Annotated in this window: 16 protein-coding genes; 14 read left to right on the top strand and 2 right to left on the bottom strand. The window is 52.5% G+C overall.

What is annotated here, in order from left to right; translation table 11 throughout:
• The first annotated feature begins 32 nt into the window (after nucleotides 1–32).
• The 14 genes from NHM04_RS02625 to NHM04_RS02560 all read left to right on the top strand — a co-directional run bounded on the left by NHM04_RS02625 (nucleotide 33) and on the right by NHM04_RS02560 (nucleotide 14,227).
• The gene (locus tag NHM04_RS02625; protein ID WP_254265502.1) at nucleotides 33–923 is read left to right on the top strand and encodes a rhomboid family intramembrane serine protease; all 891 of its coding nucleotides are present in this window, start codon (nucleotides 33–35) and stop codon (nucleotides 921–923) included.
• Nucleotides 920–1,183: a YeaC family protein gene (locus NHM04_RS02620; RefSeq protein WP_254265501.1), complete on the top strand. Its 264-nt coding sequence runs from the start codon at nucleotides 920–922 to the stop codon at nucleotides 1,181–1,183. The genes NHM04_RS02625 and NHM04_RS02620 overlap by 4 nt, the downstream gene beginning before the upstream one ends.
• Before the next feature lie 16 nt (nucleotides 1,184–1,199).
• Nucleotides 1,200–3,881, top strand: a complete 2,682-nt coding sequence (pepN, locus tag NHM04_RS02615; protein WP_254266674.1) for an aminopeptidase N — start codon at nucleotides 1,200–1,202, stop codon at nucleotides 3,879–3,881.
• A 9-nt stretch (nucleotides 3,882–3,890) separates the two neighbouring features.
• On the top strand, nucleotides 3,891–4,817 hold the full coding sequence (locus NHM04_RS02610; protein WP_254265500.1) for a 5'-nucleotidase: 927 nt from the start codon (nucleotides 3,891–3,893) through the stop codon (nucleotides 4,815–4,817).
• A 111-nt stretch (nucleotides 4,818–4,928) separates the two neighbouring features.
• A complete protein-coding gene (cysB, locus tag NHM04_RS02605) occupies nucleotides 4,929–5,903 on the top strand; it encodes an HTH-type transcriptional regulator CysB (protein ID WP_254265499.1) in 975 nt (324 codons plus the stop codon).
• Nucleotides 5,904–6,058: 155 nt separating this feature from the next.
• Entirely contained in the window at nucleotides 6,059–7,009 is a 951-nt protein-coding gene (locus tag NHM04_RS02600; RefSeq protein WP_254265498.1) for a DUF523 and DUF1722 domain-containing protein, read from the top strand.
• Nucleotides 7,010–7,071: 62 nt separating this feature from the next.
• Nucleotides 7,072–7,518 carry a nuclear transport factor 2 family protein gene (locus tag NHM04_RS02595; RefSeq protein ID WP_254265497.1) on the top strand — a complete coding sequence of 149 codons (447 nt, stop codon included), beginning with the start codon at nucleotides 7,072–7,074 and terminating at the stop codon, nucleotides 7,516–7,518.
• On the top strand, nucleotides 7,518–8,945 hold the full coding sequence (locus tag NHM04_RS02590) for a deoxyribodipyrimidine photo-lyase (RefSeq protein WP_254265496.1): 1,428 nt from the start codon (nucleotides 7,518–7,520) through the stop codon (nucleotides 8,943–8,945). The genes NHM04_RS02595 and NHM04_RS02590 overlap by 1 nt, the downstream gene beginning before the upstream one ends.
• The gene (locus NHM04_RS02585) at nucleotides 8,942–9,697 is read left to right on the top strand and encodes an SDR family oxidoreductase (protein WP_254265495.1); all 756 of its coding nucleotides are present in this window, start codon (nucleotides 8,942–8,944) and stop codon (nucleotides 9,695–9,697) included. The genes NHM04_RS02590 and NHM04_RS02585 overlap by 4 nt, the downstream gene beginning before the upstream one ends.
• A complete protein-coding gene (locus NHM04_RS02580; RefSeq protein WP_254265494.1) occupies nucleotides 9,697–10,962 on the top strand; it encodes an NAD(P)/FAD-dependent oxidoreductase in 1,266 nt (421 codons plus the stop codon). Before NHM04_RS02585 ends, NHM04_RS02580 begins: the two co-directional genes overlap by 1 nt.
• Nucleotides 10,959–11,735 (top strand): DUF1365 domain-containing protein, encoded by a 777-nt coding sequence (locus tag NHM04_RS02575; protein WP_254265493.1) that lies wholly within the window; start codon nucleotides 10,959–10,961, stop codon nucleotides 11,733–11,735. The genes NHM04_RS02580 and NHM04_RS02575 overlap by 4 nt, the downstream gene beginning before the upstream one ends.
• Nucleotides 11,728–12,996, top strand: coding sequence for a cyclopropane-fatty-acyl-phospholipid synthase family protein (locus NHM04_RS02570; RefSeq protein ID WP_254265492.1), 1,269 nt, complete (start codon nucleotides 11,728–11,730; stop codon nucleotides 12,994–12,996). Before NHM04_RS02575 ends, NHM04_RS02570 begins: the two co-directional genes overlap by 8 nt.
• Nucleotides 12,989–13,498: a DUF2878 domain-containing protein gene (locus tag NHM04_RS02565; RefSeq protein WP_254265491.1), complete on the top strand. Its 510-nt coding sequence runs from the start codon at nucleotides 12,989–12,991 to the stop codon at nucleotides 13,496–13,498. The genes NHM04_RS02570 and NHM04_RS02565 overlap by 8 nt, the downstream gene beginning before the upstream one ends.
• A gap of 9 nt (nucleotides 13,499–13,507) precedes the next feature.
• The gene (locus NHM04_RS02560; RefSeq protein ID WP_254265490.1) at nucleotides 13,508–14,227 is read left to right on the top strand and encodes a hypothetical protein; all 720 of its coding nucleotides are present in this window, start codon (nucleotides 13,508–13,510) and stop codon (nucleotides 14,225–14,227) included.
• Here the strand turns inward: NHM04_RS02560 and NHM04_RS02555 are convergent, their stop codons facing one another.
• Nucleotides 14,228–14,509, bottom strand: coding sequence for an EscU/YscU/HrcU family type III secretion system export apparatus switch protein (locus NHM04_RS02555; RefSeq protein WP_254265489.1), 282 nt, complete (start codon nucleotides 14,507–14,509; stop codon nucleotides 14,228–14,230).
• Nucleotides 14,506–16,107 (bottom strand): hypothetical protein, encoded by a 1,602-nt coding sequence (locus tag NHM04_RS02550; protein WP_254265488.1) that lies wholly within the window; start codon nucleotides 16,105–16,107, stop codon nucleotides 14,506–14,508. The genes NHM04_RS02555 and NHM04_RS02550 overlap by 4 nt, the downstream gene beginning before the upstream one ends.
• Nucleotides 16,108–16,250 lie beyond the last annotated feature (143 nt).

Below are 16,250 nucleotides of genomic sequence, written 5' to 3'. Positions count from 1 at the left end.
TGGATGTATAGATTATTGATGCTGGAGCCTGAGTGTCCTGGAGTAACGTCAAGCAGTTTTCCCTGCAGCATGATTTAGCCCCCCTGAATGCGGCTTTGGCCGAGCGGGGAATTCCTCACCGAATTGTCGAATTGTCTGGCGCGCAAGTTTTGCAAGTACCGCAAGCAGAGCTGGTGGAGCCTGTGAGTGAATTTATCCAGGCCTGGGAGGAGGGGCGGGTTCCGTCCAAACCAAGTTCTGACTCAGCATCGGTGGCACAGACGCCCCCCGAGCGGCAGGAGTTTTGGCAAAGCCTAGTGCGCGCTCCCGTTACGGTGGCATTGATTCTCGCCAGTATCTTTGGCTTTGCCTGTGTTGAATTCGCGCCACTGCGCGCCTTTGTCGCGCAACTCACCTTTGTACCGGTGATTCCGACCCAGCAGGGGCTAATACTGGGTTCTCTGCAGGATACAATCCAAAGCCAGCAGTTCTGGCGCCTGTTGAGTCCGGCATTGCTGCATTTTTCAATATTTCACATTGTATTCAATGCACTGTGGACCTGGGAGCTGGGGCGCCGGCTGGAATGGAGCATGGGGCCTGGCCTCTATGTTGTATTTTTTGTGATAACCGGTGTTGCCAGTAATCTTGCGCAGTATTTCTGGCCCGGACCGCAAAGCCTTTTTGGTGGTATGTCGGGCGTAATTTATGCCATGGTCGGCTATATCGGTATATGCCAATGGTTGAAGCCCGAGCCCCTGCTGGCCGTGCCCAAAGGTATTCTGATTTTTATGCTCGCCTGGCTGGGTATTTGTATGCTCGGCGTGGTGGATTTTTTTATGGCCGGCGGGGTGGCCAATGGTGCTCACCTCGGTGGTTTGATCAGCGGCGCTGTATTTGCGTTGGGCAAACTTGGGCTTGCCGGTAAAACTGAGAATGTATTATGAGTGATTTTAATCAACTGTTGGCGAGTCTGACGCCGGAAATATACGCCAACATGAAGCGAGCGGTAGAGCTGGGTAAATGGCCCGACGGCCGCGTACTGACGAGCGAGCAGCGAGAGCTTTGCATGCAGGCGGTAATTGCCTACGAGCATCAGCACCTGCCGGCCGAGCAGCACACGGGTTATATCCCACCCCAGCCCCACAGTCATTGTGGCAGCTCCGACGATGACTCAGATATTGAAACGCCACTGAAGTGGCAGTGAGGTAACCGCAATGAATATGTCTGAATCTTTGCAGCAACCCGGTACGGTGTATTTAAAAGATTACCAACCGCCGGCCTACGAGATCGAAAAAACCTATCTCGATGTGGAAATCTTTCGGGGCGAAACCTTTGTAAAGGCAGAGCTCGATTTAGTGCGCGCAGGTACCACAGCGGTCGCTGAGCTGGCGTTGGCGGGCGAGCAGCTCGAGCTGCTCGATATCGCCGTCGATGGCGTGCCGCTCGATCCGTCGCAGTATCGTGTGGAAGAGGGCGGGCTGGTCTTACTGAATCCAGAGGCGCGCTTTCAGCTGCAAACACGGGTGCGTATTTGTCCCGAGCAAAATTCGTCATTAGAAGGGCTTTATCGCTCCCGCACCATTTACTGCACCCAATGCGAGGCCGAGGGGTTTCGCAAGATCACCTATTATCTGGATCGGCCCGATGTAATGAGTGATTTCACCACTCGTATCAGTGCCGACAAAACCGAGTGCCCGGTGCTGCTCTCCAACGGCAACCTTCTCGACAGCGGCGAACTAGAGGGCGGACGACACTTTGCGCTGTGGCACGATCCGCATAAAAAACCTTGTTACCTATTTGCTCTGGTTGCGGGTAATTTAAGTGCCGTGGAAGATACTTTTACCACCGCCAGTGGCCGTGCTGTAGAGCTTAAAATCTACGTTGAAGCAAAAGATCTGGATAAGTGCGATCACGCCATGACCTCGCTGAAAAACGCCATGCGCTGGGACGAAGAGGTTTATGGCCGCGAGTATGATCTGGATATTTTTATGATTGTCGCGGTGGACGACTTCAATATGGGCGCCATGGAAAACAAGGGGTTGAATATCTTTAACACCTCTTGCGTACTGGCCAAACGTGAAACCACCACAGACGCTGGCTTTCAACGAGTAGAAGGGGTCGTAGCGCACGAATATTTTCACAACTGGTCCGGCAACCGCGTCACCTGCCGGGATTGGTTTCAGTTGAGCCTGAAAGAAGGGTTCACGGTTTACCGCGACGCTGAGTTCTCGGCGGACATGGGCTCACCCACGGTAAAAAGGGTTGAGGACGTTGCTATTTTGCGTACGCACCAGTTCGCCGAAGATGCCGGCCCCATGGCGCACCCCATTCGCCCCGCAAGCTACATGGAGATCTCCAATTTTTACACCTTAACCGTGTATGAAAAAGGCTGCGAAGTGGTGCGCATGCTGGCCAATTTGCTGGGCCCGGCGCTGTTCCGCAAAGGTACCGATTTATACTTCGAGCGCCACGACGGGCAGGCGGTCACAACCGAGGACTTCGTGCAGGCGCTGGCCGATGTCTCGGGTCGCGATTTCAGTCTGTTCCAAAACTGGTACAACCAGGCGGGTACACCCGAGCTTAGCGTAAGCGATAGTTACGATGAGAATACCCGTGAATACACCCTGAGCATTTCCCAGTACACTCCGCCCACGCCGGAGTGCAGTGATAAACAGCCGTTTCATATTCCGATTGCGATGGGCTTGCTGGGCGATGCCGGCGAACTGGCGTTAAAGCTGAAAGATGAAACACCTGAGGACTTGCCCGCTGACAATACCCATCGGGTATTGGAGCTGACCCAGGCCGAGCAGCAATTTGTCTTTACCGACCTACCCGAGAAACCGGTACCCTCGCTATTGCGCGGTTTTTCTGCGCCGGTAAAGCTGAATTATCAGTACAGTCGCGACGATTTGGTCAAGTTGGCGCTGCATGACAGCGACGGCTTTAATCGTTACGAGGCCAGCCAAAAGCTGGCGCTGGCAGTGATTGAAGATGCACTTAAGGCCTACCACTGCGGCGACCTGCAAGACTTTTCTCCAGATACAAGGCTGCTGCAGGTTTATCGCGAATTGCTGCAAGAGTCTGGGCTCGACCAGGCGATGCTCGGCTATATGCTGACCCTGCCCAGTGAGGGTTATATTGCCGAGCAGCAACAGGTGGTCGACCCGCTAGCGATTCACGCTGCCAGGCGATTTTTAGCCGCTTTCGTGGCCGATAACTTACAAGCAGAGCTTTTACAGCGGGCGCAATCGTTCGACCCTAGCCTTGATTACCGGCCGGTGGCTGCAGATATCGCTGCGCGCCTGATTCGCAACACGGCCTTGGATTATCTGATGATTAATCCCAATCAAGAGGTTCTGGATATTTGCCTGAAGCAGTTAGAGCAGGCCAATAATATGACCGATGAGCTTGCAGCCTTGACCGCGCTCGTCAACTGCGATGCCAGCGGGGTAAAAATACTCGCCGAACGGCAGCTGGAAGCCTTTTATCAAAAATGGCAGCACGAGCCCTTGGTCATTAACAGTTGGTTGGCGCTGCAGGCACGTAACGCCAGCCCGGGTGGCCTGGCACGGGTGCAGGCGCTGCTCAACCATCCGGCCTATGATGGCACCAACCCGAACAAGATTCGCTCGGTAATCGGCGTGTTCAGTAACGCCAATCCGGTTAATTTTCATGGCGGCACCGACCAGGACCCGGCCGCCGGCTATCGGTTTTTAGCCGATCAGATTATTGCGCTGGACAAGAAAAACCCACAAATTGCTGCACGGCTTATGACGCCCTTAACTCGCTGGCGTCGATTCGACGCAACGAGAGGGCAGGCCATGCGCGATGAGTTGAGCCGCATAAAAAGCGCGCCAGGTCTCTCGCCTGACTGCAACGAAATTGCCACCAAGAGCCTCTGAGGACTAATTATGGCAAGCGGATTTGGAGACAAGTTGGTAATCGCTATTTCGTCGCGGGCACTGTTCAATCTGGACGACAGCCATCGAGTGTTTACCGAAAAGGGGCTTGAGGCCTACGCCCAATATCAAATTGAGCACGAGGAAGAACCCCTGGAGCCCGGCGATGCCTTCCCGATGGTCAAAAAACTGCTGAGCCTGAACGATTCGCAGCAGGGCGATCCGCGGGTTGAAATCATTCTGTTGTCGCGCAACAGCGCCGACACAGGCCTCAGGGTGTTTAACTCCATCGAGCATTACCAGCTGAACATCACCCGCGCGGCTTTTTGCGGTGGCCAAAGCCCGTATCGCTATGCCAGTGCGTTTGGTTGTCATTTATTTTTATCCACCGAAGCGTCCGATGTTCGCGATGCGCTGGACCATGGAATAGCGGCCGCCACCTTGGTTGCGCCCAAAACCCGTAACTATAATGACAACGAGCTGCGTTTTGCCTTTGACGGCGACGCGGTGCTGTTTTCCGATGAAGCGGAGAAGATTTTTAAGCGCCAGGGGCTCACAGCGTTTACCGAAAGTGAGAAGGCGGCGGCCAAAACCCCCTTGCCCGGAGGCCCATTCAAGCCTTTTCTGGATGCGCTGCACAAGTTGCAGGCTGAGTTTGGCGATGCCGATAACTGCCCTATACGCACCGCACTGGTTACGGCGCGCTCGGCGCCTGCCCACGAGCGAGTCATTCGCACCCTGCGGGCCTGGAAAATTCGTATTGACGAATCGCTGTTTTTGGGTGGCTTACCCAAAGGTGCCTTCTTAAAAGCCTATGGCGCGGATGTGTTTTTTGACGACCAGGAGGCGCATATCGAATCGGCGAGTGAGCATGTGGCCAGCGGGCACGTCCCTCACGGGGTGGCGAACTCACCCGAATTCAAGCCAAAATCTGGTTAAAAGTGATTCTTATCCCACTAATTTGGTGGATATATGAAATTCGGCTATTCTTGCTCTGAATAATCAACTATATTTTTATAACACGAAATTCAATGGCCATTTGGAGGGCTTATGAAGCTGCAACAACTCCGGTATATATGGGAAGTGGCGCACCACGACCTGAATGTATCCGCGACGGCGCAGAGCTTGTACACATCTCAGCCGGGCATCAGTAAACAGATCCGCCTCTTGGAAGATGAGCTGGGTGTGGAGATCTTTTCCCGCAGTGGCAAGCACCTGACTCGAATTACCCCTGCGGGTGAGGCAATCCTGAAAACCGCGGGCGAGATTCTGCGCAAAGTCGAGAGCATTAAACAGGTTGCCCAGGAGTTCAGTAATGAGCGCAAGGGCAGTCTGTCGATTGCCACCACCCATACACAGGCGCGCTATGCGCTGCCTAAGGTGATTGAAGGCTTTATTGAGCAGTATCCCGAGGTGTCGCTGCATATGCACCAGGGTACACCCATGCAGATATCCGAGATGGCAGCCGACGGTACGGTAGATTTTGCCATCGCTACCGAGGCGCTTGAGCTGTTCAGCGATCTGGTAATGATGCCTTGCTATCGCTGGAATCGCTGCATCGTGGTACCGAAAAGCCACCCCTTGGCTAATTTGCCCGAGCTCACCCTGGAGGAGGTGGCCAAACACCCCATTGTTACCTATGTGTTTGGTTTTACCGGACGCTCTAAGCTCGACGAGGCATTTATCAGCAAAGGCCTGGCCCCTAAGGTGGTGTTTACCGCTGCCGATGCCGATGTCATAAAAACCTACGTGCGCCTGGGCCTCGGTATTGGCATTATTGCCCACATGGCTTTCGATGAGGAGCTGGACGATGACTTGGTAGCGCTGGATGCGAGCCACTTGTTCGATACCAGTATTACCAAAATCGGTTTTCGCCGCGGTACTTTCCTCCGAGGCTTTATGTACGACTTTATTCAGCAGTTCGCACCCCACCTAACCCGTGAGGTCATCGATCAGGCCTACGCTTGTCATTCGCGCGTCGAGCTTGAAGAGCTGTTTGCGGATATCCCCTTACCGTCGTACTAACAAGCTCTCCTCGCTCCCTCCAACAGCCAGCCTCAGCGCTGGCTGTTTTCGTTTTAGTCCGGTGATCTATACTTTCGATGACAGCGAATAACCTTGCCAGAGTCAGGGGTTTGCTTGACGATAAATATTCGCAGCCGGCAGTGGAGCAGTTAAGTATGGCGCTAGAAAAAATACCCGTAGGAGTCAGTCAGTGTTTGCTTGGCGAAACAGTGCGCTACGACGGTGGGCACAAGCGATCACGTTATATTACCGACCAGCTGAGCCAATACTTCGAGTACTACCCGGTTTGCCCCGAAGTGGCAATCGGGTTGGGTACCCCGCGTAAACCCATCCGCCTGGTGGCCACTGATAAAGGTACACGGGTACAACAAAATGACGACCCCAGTATCGATGTGACAGAGCCATTGGCAGACTATGGTCGCAAAATGGCCGGCGAACTCAGCCATTTGTGCGGCTACATTTTCATGCAAAACTCGCCCAGCTGCGGTGTGTATGATATGAAACGCTATGGCGCCAATGGTTACCCCAAAGACAAAGACGGTCGCGGGCTTTACGCTCAGCAAATTATTGATAAGTTACCCTTACTGCCCGTCGAAGAAGCGGGGCGCTTGAATGATGCCGGCTTGCGAGAAAATTTTATTACTCGTGTTTACGCGTATTACGATTGGCGAGTTAATGTTGAGCCATCACCCAGTGCAAAAGGCCTGATTGATTTTTACTCGCGTTACAAATACCAAGTAATGGCTCATCATCCCGAGAGCTATAAAACCATTGGTCGATTATTGGCCAATTTGAAAAGCCGGCCTATTGATGACATTTGCAATGATTTTATCGGCGAATTTATGTACGCCCTGGGGCACAAGGCAACTCGCAAAGGTAACACGAACGCGCTAATGCACTTGCGCGGTTATTTGAAGAATCAACTGGATACCAGTGAAAAAGCCGAGCTGGGCGATTTGATTGAAAACTACCGCTTAGGCTATGTACCGCTTGTGGTGCCTATGACTCTGCTAAAGCATCATTTGCTGAAAGTGGACGACCCCTATTTACAGCGCCAGAGCTTTTGGTCACCACACCCGGAGAAACTGGGCTTACGCAATGTGTAGTGATCCGAACCGGGCTTCTGAGCGTACCTTTTACGTAGTATTTATTGATCGGGTAGTTGCAAATGAACGCGGATAACACACTGATCGACCGCCTTATGCTCAGTTATCAGAGCTTTAACAGCGAGAGCATCGGCGAGATCGTTTCTCTATACCATGACAATGTCGTTTTCACCGATCCGGTGACACAAATTAACGGTCGCGATGCGCTTAAATCTTACTTTTCTGCTATGGCCGAAGGTCTGAATGCTTGTGAGTTTCACTTCGAGCAGGTGGTTACCCAGCCCAAAGGCGATGTATTCCACAGCAGTCTCACTTGGGTGATGACTTTTTCTCATCCGCGCTTAAGCTCCGGTGCGTCAATCAGCGTGCCGGGCGTTTCCTATTTGCAGCATTCTAATCGCGAGATTTTTAGCCATCGCGACTATTACGATCTCGGTAATATGCTCTACGAACACGTCCCTGTAGTCGGTGCCATTGTTCGTAAAATTCGTCAGCGTTTGGAGCACTGATGCACTCACTGGTTTGGTTTCGCAACGACCTGCGTGTCCACGACAACCCCGCACTTCACTATGCGTTGCAAGATCAGGAGGATGCCACAAAACCTCAGGTGCAGGCAGTCTATGTACTGTGCGACGAATTTATCACCTCCCATCCGGTGGGGGCGAGAAAGTTGTGGTTTGTGCGCGAGACCCTACGAGAGTTGCAAATCGATCTGGCCGCCAGTGGAATCAAACTTGATTTACTGCGCGTCGCTAAAGCGAAAGACATTCCCACTGCGATTGTGAACCACTGCCAAAAGCATAATATCGGCAAGGTAACCTGCAATGCCGAATACCCGCTGGATGAGATTCAGCGCGACCGCGCCACCAAGCACGCCTGCGAAAAAGCTGATATCGATTTCAAGCGCTACCATGACCGATGTCTGGTGCCGCCAGGAGCACTTCATACCCAGCAGGGCGATACCTATAAGGTGTTTACACCGTTTAGTAAGGCCTGGAAAAAATTGGTGGCCGAGATGCGGCTCGACGTTTATTCCCCGCCCAAGGGCAACCGCAAGGGGAATGTGGACGAGTCGGCGCTGGAGAATTGTTTTAAGGGGCTTGAGCTGGAGCCACTCAGTGATTATTGGGCTCCGGGTGAACAGGCCGCGCTGAAGCAGCTGAAGAAATTCTGCGCCGAGGATATTCATACCTATCATGAACGCCGCGACTTTCCCGCCATGGCCGGAACCTCTGGCCTCTCACCCTACTTAGCGGTTGGCAGCCTCAGCCCTAAACAGTGCCTAACGGCTGCCAGCCTTGCCAGCGATGAGCACTGGAGTGCAGCCCCCGGTATCTCCGTATGGGTCAACGAGCTTATTTGGCGTGAGTTTTATATGCATGTAGCGGCTGCGTTCCCCGAGGTATGTCGCTACAAGCCACTTCAAGCCTATACCGATCAGGTCAGCTGGAGTTACAAAGAGAGTGTTTTCAACGCCTGGTGTGAAGGAAAAACTGGCGTGCCCATTGTTGATGCCGCGATGGTGCAGCTAAACACAACCGGTTGGATGCACAACCGTCTGCGCATGATTGTGGCAATGTTTCTTTGCAAAAACCTGGCTATCGATTGGCGCTGGGGAGAACGCTATTTTATGCAGCAGTTAATTGATGCGGACTTTTGTGCGAACAACGGTGGTTGGCAGTGGAGTGCCTCAACCGGTACCGATGCGGCGCCGTATTTCCGCATCATGAACCCTATTACCCAATCTGAACGTTATGACCCAAAGGCGGAGTTCATTTGCTCGCAATTACCAGAATTTAATGGCGTCAAAGCTAAAGGTGTGCACCGAGGCGAGGGCGCAGAGGGCTACCCGAAGCCTCTGGTTGATGTAAAGCTCAGCCGCAAGCAAGCTATCGAGCGGTTTGCCGAGGCGAAAGACAAAGAGGTCAGTTTATGAGTTCACATCCGTTAGCCGGTCGTCGCGTGCTGATCACCGGTGGCAGCAAAGGCCTGGGGCTGGCCTGTGTTAAGCAGCTTTTGGCTCAGGGCTGTGATGTTTACGCCGTGGCGAGAGATGTCAGCCCATTGGAAAGCTTGAAAAATCAATTCGGGCTGCAGTTGACAACGTTAAAAGCCGACATCACTGATATAGAAAGCGTAGAGCGTGTCGCGTCGCAGATAAAAGGAATCGATACCCTGATTTTGAATGCGGGTACCTGTGAATATCTGGACCCGGGTAAGGTCGAGGCAGCGCTGTGCAAGCGTGTCATTGAAGTGAACCTTCAAGGGTCCATCAATGTGCTCAATGCCTGTATGGGGCTTTTGGCCGATTCAGAAAATGCTCCTCACATTGTCGGTATCTCCAGCTTAGTGACCGAGGCTCCTCTGTCCAGGGCAGAGGCTTATGGTGCCTCTAAGGCAGCGGTCGACTATTTCTTGTCCAGCCTTAGGGTCGATGTTTACCGCCGGGGTATTGATGTCACCATTATTAAGCCCGGGTTTATTAAGACACCCTTAACCGCGCAGAATAACTTTTCTATGCCTTTTCTAATGGAGGCTGATGAAGCGGCCGCACATGTGCTAAAAGCCATTGCACAGCGGCGTTATCTGTATAAGTTTCCCTGGCAGCTGTCTTGCGCGTTGGGCATTATCGGCCGCTTGCCAACCGGACTCCAACTAAAGTTGCTGCAAAAAATGGTGCGCACTTAATGAGTGAACAGAAAAAGAATATCGCCGTTATTGGTGCGGGGGTTAGTGGACTTTGTTGTGCTTATCTGCTCAGCCGGCATCACAATGTCACTGTGTTCGAGAAAGCCAGCGAAATTGGCGGTCACACAGCAACCAAAAAGGTAGCAACGGACGAGGGTGACTACTGGATTGATACCGGTTTTATTGTCTACAACGACAGAACCTACCCAAACTTTATTAAATTGATGCAAGAGCTGGGTGTGGCAGGGCAGAAGACCGATATGGGTTTCAGCGTTAGTTGTGAAACCACCGGTTATGAATATGCAGGCACATCAATACAGGGATTGTTTGCGCAAAAGCGAAATGTATTTAAGCCGACGCACTGGCAAATGCTTACCGATATCGTCAAATTTAACCGCCAGTGCACCGAGCTCTTCCGTCGCGAGGCGATTGATTCCAGCCTTACGCTTGCGGATTTCGTGGCAAGGGAGGGCTACAGCAGCCAGTTTATCAATTTCTACCTGTTTCCCATGGTGTCGGCGATTTGGTCATCGGGCACCGAAACAGCGGCGCAAATGCCTCTGGAATTCTTTATTCGATTTTTCCACAATCACGGTCTACTTACGATTACCGATCAACCTCAGTGGTATACCTTAGTGGGAGGCTCGCACGCATACCTGGCCCCATTAGTTCAACCGTTTAAAGACGCAATTGTTACCGATGCCCGCATTCAAACGGTTACTCGCGAGGCCAACCGCATTTTAATCCAGCACCAGGACGGCCGTATCGATGAATTCGATGAAGTCGTGTTCGCCTGCCACAGTGATCAGGCTCTCGCCATGCTAGGTGATGCCAGCGCGCAAGAAAATTCGATACTGGGCAGCATTCCCTACAAAGACAATCGTGTTGTCTTGCACAGTGATCAATCGCTATTGCCAAAGCGCCATAGTGCTTGGGCGAGCTGGAATTACTGTATCCCCAAGAATGATAATGATGCGACCTTACTGACGTACAATATGAACATATTGCAAAGGCTTGCGGCAGAGCAAACCTTTTGCGTTACCGTAAACCCGGGTGATCGTATCGACCCTAATAAAATATACGGGGAGTACGACTACGCCCACCCTGTTTTTACCCAGCAAAGTGTTGCAGCAAAAGCCCGTTGGCGGGAGATTAGCGCACAAAACCATACCCATTATTGTGGCGCCTACTGGCACAATGGATTTCACGAAGATGGCGTGGTGTCTGCACTGCGAGTCGCGAAAGATTTTGGAGTGTCCCTGTGAGCACCCCAAACCCTGAAAGTGCTATTTACAGCGGGTGGGTAAGGCATAGACGTTTCACACCTAAAAAGCATGAATTTAGTTATCGGCAGCATTTATTTTTTATGGACTTAGATGCTCTGCCAGAGCTGTTTTCGCAAAGCCGTCTTTGGTCGTTCAATAAAAGCAATCTTGGCTGCTTTCGCCGCGAGGACTATATGGCGCCGGTCAGTCAGAACTTAAAAGACGTGGTTTTGCAGAAGGCGCAAGCTGTGATCGACACCGACGCTCCCTGCAAAGTGTTTTTGTTGGCTAATTTGCGACTCTGGGGGTTTTGTTTTAATCCTGTCAGTCTTTATTACGTTTATCAAAATTCCCGTTTGATGGCGATTGTTGCTGAGGTGAATAACACCCCTTGGAATGAGCGGCATTGTTATCTTGTTCCAATGGATGAGAAACAAAGAGCGAATGATGTGAGATTTTCCAAGAAATTTCATGTATCTCCGTTTAACCCCTTGGCAATGGATTATCACTGGTTTAGCAGCCGGCCGGGTGAAAAGCTCAGTGTGCACATGGAAAATCACAAGCAGGGCGTCAAGCACATGGACGCGACCCTGACGCTTAGCAAAGAATCATGGAGTGCCGCACATCTGAATCGCATTCTATGGCGTACACCCTACAATAGCATCAAAGTGCCGATCGCTATTTACTGGCAGGCACTAAAACTGTGGTTAAAGCGGGTGCCAGTGTACAACCACCCGGGCTCGGATTTGGCAGAGGAGAAACATTGTGACTGAATCGTCCACACGCAAAGGTATCGCCGGCTTCAGCGCCCACAGATCCAGGACCTTTAGCTATCGCGAACAGGTGGCCAAGAAGCTGGTGCTGAAAACACTGAAAAAACTACGGCACGGCTGTTTGCGTATTCATGAACATGATGATTGCTACACCTTTGGTGAGCGGCCTCAATCCGCTGAGCTGGTGGCGGATATTCATGTTCACGATCCAGCCGCCTACGCCGATGTGGCTTTCTCCGGCTCTGTGGGCTCGGGTGAGGCCTATATGTCGGGCTACTGGTCGACTCCTAATCTGACCAGTGTGGTGCGTATATTTGTGCGCAATATGGATGCGCTGGATGCAATGGACCAGGGGCAGTCGCGCCTGAGTAAAATGATCTTGCGCCTTTTTGCCTATTTCAAACGAAATTCAAAAGAGGGTGCCCGGCGTAATATCAGTGCCCACTATGACTTGGGTAACGATTTTTTCTCTTTGTTTTTGGATGAAAAGTTAATGTACTCGTCGGCTATTTTTCCCGATGCCAGTGCGAGCCTTGAGCAAGCCGCCGAACATAAGCTGCACACCATTTGTGAAAAGCTCGAACTGAAACCTTCCGATCATTTGTTGGAAATTGGCACCGGGTGGGGCGGAATGGCCATTTATGCGGCGCAGCACTACGGCTGTAAGGTGACTACCACCACCATTTCGGCGGAACAGTATGAGTATGCCAAACAAAAAGTTGCCGCACTGGGGCTAAACGACAAGATTACTTTGCTGTTCGATGACTATCGCGATCTGCAGGGGCAATACGACAAGCTTGTGTCGGTAGAGATGATCGAGGCCGTGGGCTATGAGCACTATCCCAAGTACTTCGAAGTCTGCTCCGGATTAATAAAAGACGACGGATTGATGCTTCTCCAGGCCATTACCATTGCCGACCAGCGTTATGAAATGGCAAAAAATTCAGTGGACTTTATTCAACGCTACATTTTCCCTGGCGGTGGTTTACCCTCAGTGAGTAAAGTGCTTGCCTTGATGGGCGATGTGACCAAGCTCAATCTGCTGAGTTTTGAAGATATCGGCCTCGATTACGCCAAAACCTTGAAGTGCTGGCGCGAGCGCTTCTTGCAGCAGTTGCCCCAGGTTCGTGAGCAGGGCTTTGATGATCGTTTTATTCGTCTGTGGGAATATTACTTGTGTTATTGCGAGGGTGGTTTCGTGGAACGCAGTATCGGTACGGGCCAGTTTTTGTTCGCGGGCCCCGATTATCGTCATGGCTAATCACTACAGTTTCACCATCGCCAATGCGGTGGCTTTTCAGGCTGGGTGGTTTATCTGCCTGCTCGCGCCGCTCGGCTGGGCATTAGCTTATACCTTTGTATTTGCAATGCTACATTTTTATCTTAGTAAGCAGCGTCGAGAGGATATGTTTGCGGTAGTTATCGCCTTGATTTTGGGCTTTGTGCACGACACTGCGCTGTTGCAAGCAGACGTGTTGCGCTACAGCTCCGAGCTGCAACCTCTATGGCTGGCTTGCCTGTGGTTTATGCTGGGCATGACGCTACGCCACTCACTCTGGATCATCTATTCGCGGTTTTGGTTGGCGAGTCTGCTGGGCGCCGTCGCAGCGGCTTTGTCCTACAGTGCCGGCGTCGCCTTAAGCGGGGTAAGCTGGGGCTACCTAGGCCCGGTGGGGGCGCTGGTGATCGCTGCCTTGTGGCTGACAGTCTTGCCGCTGCACAAAGCCATTACGGATTCTCTGAAAGTTGCTGCAAAAGCCTGAGGTCATTGTATGTATCGCTTCGCGCATATGCTTGCTTTTTTAACGGCTCTTCTTCTCAGCGTATTCGCTCGTGGTGAAAGCGATCCTTACGCTATCGGAGAGGCCTATAAGCTGGATGATCGCGACGAGCTTGTTTATCGCGAACAATATTACGATGATGGCAACGCTCACCATAGGGTGTTGTATTTCTCTCCCGAACAAGAACTCATTGCTCGTAAAACCCTGAACTATAGCAACAGCGAAACGGCTCCCGACTTTCGCTTTGAGGATCTGAGATTTGAGCTGATTCTCGAGGCTAAAAATATCGACGGTGAGATTGCTTTAAGCAAGTCGGCAGCAGGAGAGCAAGAAAGCGGTCGGGTGGACCTTGCCGAAAGGCAAGTAATTGATGCTGGGTTTGTCGCCATGATTCAGCAGCATTTCACCGAGCTGGAGCAGGGGTTGGAGTTTTCGTTTGCCTTTCCAGGTCGGTTAAAAAATATTAGCCTGCGCGCGATAACGGTGGATTTTGCTGCAACACCCTTTACACAACGTCAGTCAAACTATACGTATTTGAAAATGGAGTTAAACAATCGGTTTTTCGCCATGTTTCTCGACCCCATCTATCTCGCTTTTGACTCTGACAAGCGCCTTTCCGGCTATGCCGGGCGTTCCAATTTAACCGACTCTGATAATCAGGCATTCGATGTCCTGATTCAGTATCGCTACCCGCCGCAGAGTAGCCAGTAGTTAGCTCTGTGGCGCTTCTCCTTTAAGCTCGTAGGCAAAAGCAATAATGTAGGCCACGGCTAGATAAAGCTTTTCCGGAATTTCATCGCCGAGCTCCAAGGTGACCAAAAAGTCCACCAGAGATGGGTTGTCACACAGAGGAACGTCATACTCCTGCGCCAGTTCGATGATTTGCGCCGCCAGATCTCCGGTACCCTTGGCGCTAATGACCGGGCTGTTTTTGCCATCGTAATAGAGGGCGACGGCCTTTTGCAGTTCCTGTAGCTCAGCGGTATTGCTCATGTACTGATATCCACCAGATTGTAAGCGAGTGTGTTGCCTTCGGCGGTTGGCACGCCTTCGCGAAACTGTACACTGTTCACCTCAAGTCCGGCCGCTGCCATCGGCTTTAGGTAGTCGCTAAATTTTGTCTTGGCCTGTTTCAGTAGCTGCTGGTTTTCGCCCCAGATGACGATATCCAGACTCGCATTGATGTAGGCCAGGCGCGCGTATATGTCACCGGCTTCTGGAGTTTGTAGCGCCAAGGTCACCTGCCAGCGTTTACCCTTTTGGGCTGATGGTTTTTCTTCGCCGGGCTCGGGCTGTTCCTGAATGGCGATTTTCGCCGGGTAAACCCCCTGATCTAAGCGTATTGGCAGCTCAAAATGCACATTGATCCCCGGCGCTGCTTCGCCGGTTCTTGCGCGGCTGGCCTCGGGCTGCAATTGCTGTTGGCGAATACGGGCCAAACTGTTGAGCGTCAGCTGATGGGTGAGCAGCAGTAATTGAGTGCGCAGCGCTCTGGATTCGGAGGTCTCGCGAGGGATATGCTGACTGTTTAGTAACAGCTGGCTTAAATTGAGTTCGCCGCCTTTAATGCTCAAGCTATCCATGCCGGCAGGTAAGCTGCCGGCTGGTGTTTTGCCCTGCGCGGGATTGACTGCAGTGGGACTGACGGGGCTGGAGAGTTGCGCTTGGGCGCCATGGCTATTAACGCCCTGAGCGTTTGAGCCTGCTGAGAGCAGACGCACAATAGCCGCTACGTCGGCCGCTTCTCTGGGGCGTAAGGCCGCCTGTGTCGCTGGAATTTTCAGTCCAGGCGCTGTTGCTTGTGCCGCCGCGGGTAATTGCGCAGTCACTTGTTTGGCGAGATGGAGCAGGGTGGCTTTGCGGTCGGTACTGATTACCTGCTGCACCGCCTCCGGGCCTTTGCTTTTGGCGTTTGCCAAATGCCTTTCGAATAAACTGCCGCTCTGCTCCAGCGCCGATTTTAATTGCACAGGTTCAAGTGGGACCCCGGGTCGCAATGCAACAGGCGCTTTGGCGAGCTGCTGGAGCGACTGTGTTAACGGCTGCGTGCCCGGAGGCTGCGGTAGCTTTTGCAACACGCGGGCCAGTGCTGCAGCGAGCGGCTCGACACTTGGGCCCGCCTGGCGCGGCAGTATTTCCCGTAGCGCCTGGTTTAATACCTCGGCCGCCACTGCTGGACGGTTATTGCCCGTGGATTCTGGCCGGGGCGTCGCTGCGCTTGTCTCTGGCCTGAGGCTGAGCTGGCGATTACTGGTTAACGCTACAGCAACTTGTTGCCCCGGCTGCAGAGCTTCGCGTGTGATGACAGGTAAACTCTGGCCTTTTATCAGCAGTGTGGCTAAGCGCAACGCGGCCCGTGCGTCGCCGGGCCTGGTATTGGCGGGGGGTAAACTCGCCGGCTGCTCGCGGCTGAGCCACTGCTGGTGCTCGGGTTTAATGGATTTTACATTCAGCACCTCGGCGCTGACGGCCTCTCCCGGTGTCAGCCGCAGCTGAGCCAGCGCACTATTGGCTTGTGGGCTAGCACCCGCAGTGCGCGCGGCAGTTTTTGCGCCCATTCCCGTATACAGCTGGGTGAAATCTATCGGCATATTCGTCCTGTAGGGGTGCTGTTTACGTCATTTAACCCGGATTTGGGTAAACTTTTAGTGCTTGTGGCTATATAATCGCCGCGCAACGTTTTCTTTGGCCATTGGCTAATTGTTTTCGGCCGCAGGCCATAATCATTGAGTGT

The organism is Gilvimarinus sp. DA14 (assembly GCF_024204685.1).
In the GTDB taxonomy this organism is placed as follows: Bacteria; Pseudomonadota; Gammaproteobacteria; order Pseudomonadales; family Cellvibrionaceae; genus Gilvimarinus.
The sequence above is the reverse complement of the archived record's forward strand: the minus strand, read 5'-3'. Positions and strand labels throughout refer to the sequence as shown.

Excerpts from the sequence above, each read along its gene's own strand:
- NHM04_RS02565 (WP_254265491.1), top strand. The coding sequence starts at position 12,989 with ATGGCTAATCACTACAGTTTCACCATCGCCAATGCGGTGGCTTTTCAG.
- cysB (WP_254265499.1), top strand. The coding sequence starts at position 4,929 with ATGAAGCTGCAACAACTCCGGTATATATGGGAAGTGGCGCACCACGAC.
- NHM04_RS02595 (WP_254265497.1), top strand. The coding sequence starts at position 7,072 with ATGAACGCGGATAACACACTGATCGACCGCCTTATGCTCAGTTATCAG.
- NHM04_RS02555 (WP_254265489.1), bottom strand. The coding sequence starts at position 14,509 with ATGAGCAATACCGCTGAGCTACAGGAACTGCAAAAGGCCGTCGCCCTC.
- NHM04_RS02580 (WP_254265494.1), top strand. The coding sequence starts at position 9,697 with ATGAGTGAACAGAAAAAGAATATCGCCGTTATTGGTGCGGGGGTTAGT.
- NHM04_RS02620 (WP_254265501.1), top strand. The coding sequence starts at position 920 with ATGAGTGATTTTAATCAACTGTTGGCGAGTCTGACGCCGGAAATATAC.
- NHM04_RS02585 (WP_254265495.1), top strand. The coding sequence starts at position 8,942 with ATGAGTTCACATCCGTTAGCCGGTCGTCGCGTGCTGATCACCGGTGGC.
- NHM04_RS02550 (WP_254265488.1), bottom strand. The coding sequence starts at position 16,107 with ATGCCGATAGATTTCACCCAGCTGTATACGGGAATGGGCGCAAAAACT.
- NHM04_RS02600 (WP_254265498.1), top strand. The coding sequence starts at position 6,059 with ATGGCGCTAGAAAAAATACCCGTAGGAGTCAGTCAGTGTTTGCTTGGC.
- NHM04_RS02590 (WP_254265496.1), top strand. The coding sequence starts at position 7,518 with ATGCACTCACTGGTTTGGTTTCGCAACGACCTGCGTGTCCACGACAAC.
- pepN (WP_254266674.1), top strand. The coding sequence starts at position 1,200 with ATGTCTGAATCTTTGCAGCAACCCGGTACGGTGTATTTAAAAGATTAC.
- NHM04_RS02560 (WP_254265490.1), top strand. The coding sequence starts at position 13,508 with ATGTATCGCTTCGCGCATATGCTTGCTTTTTTAACGGCTCTTCTTCTC.
- NHM04_RS02610 (WP_254265500.1), top strand. The coding sequence starts at position 3,891 with ATGGCAAGCGGATTTGGAGACAAGTTGGTAATCGCTATTTCGTCGCGG.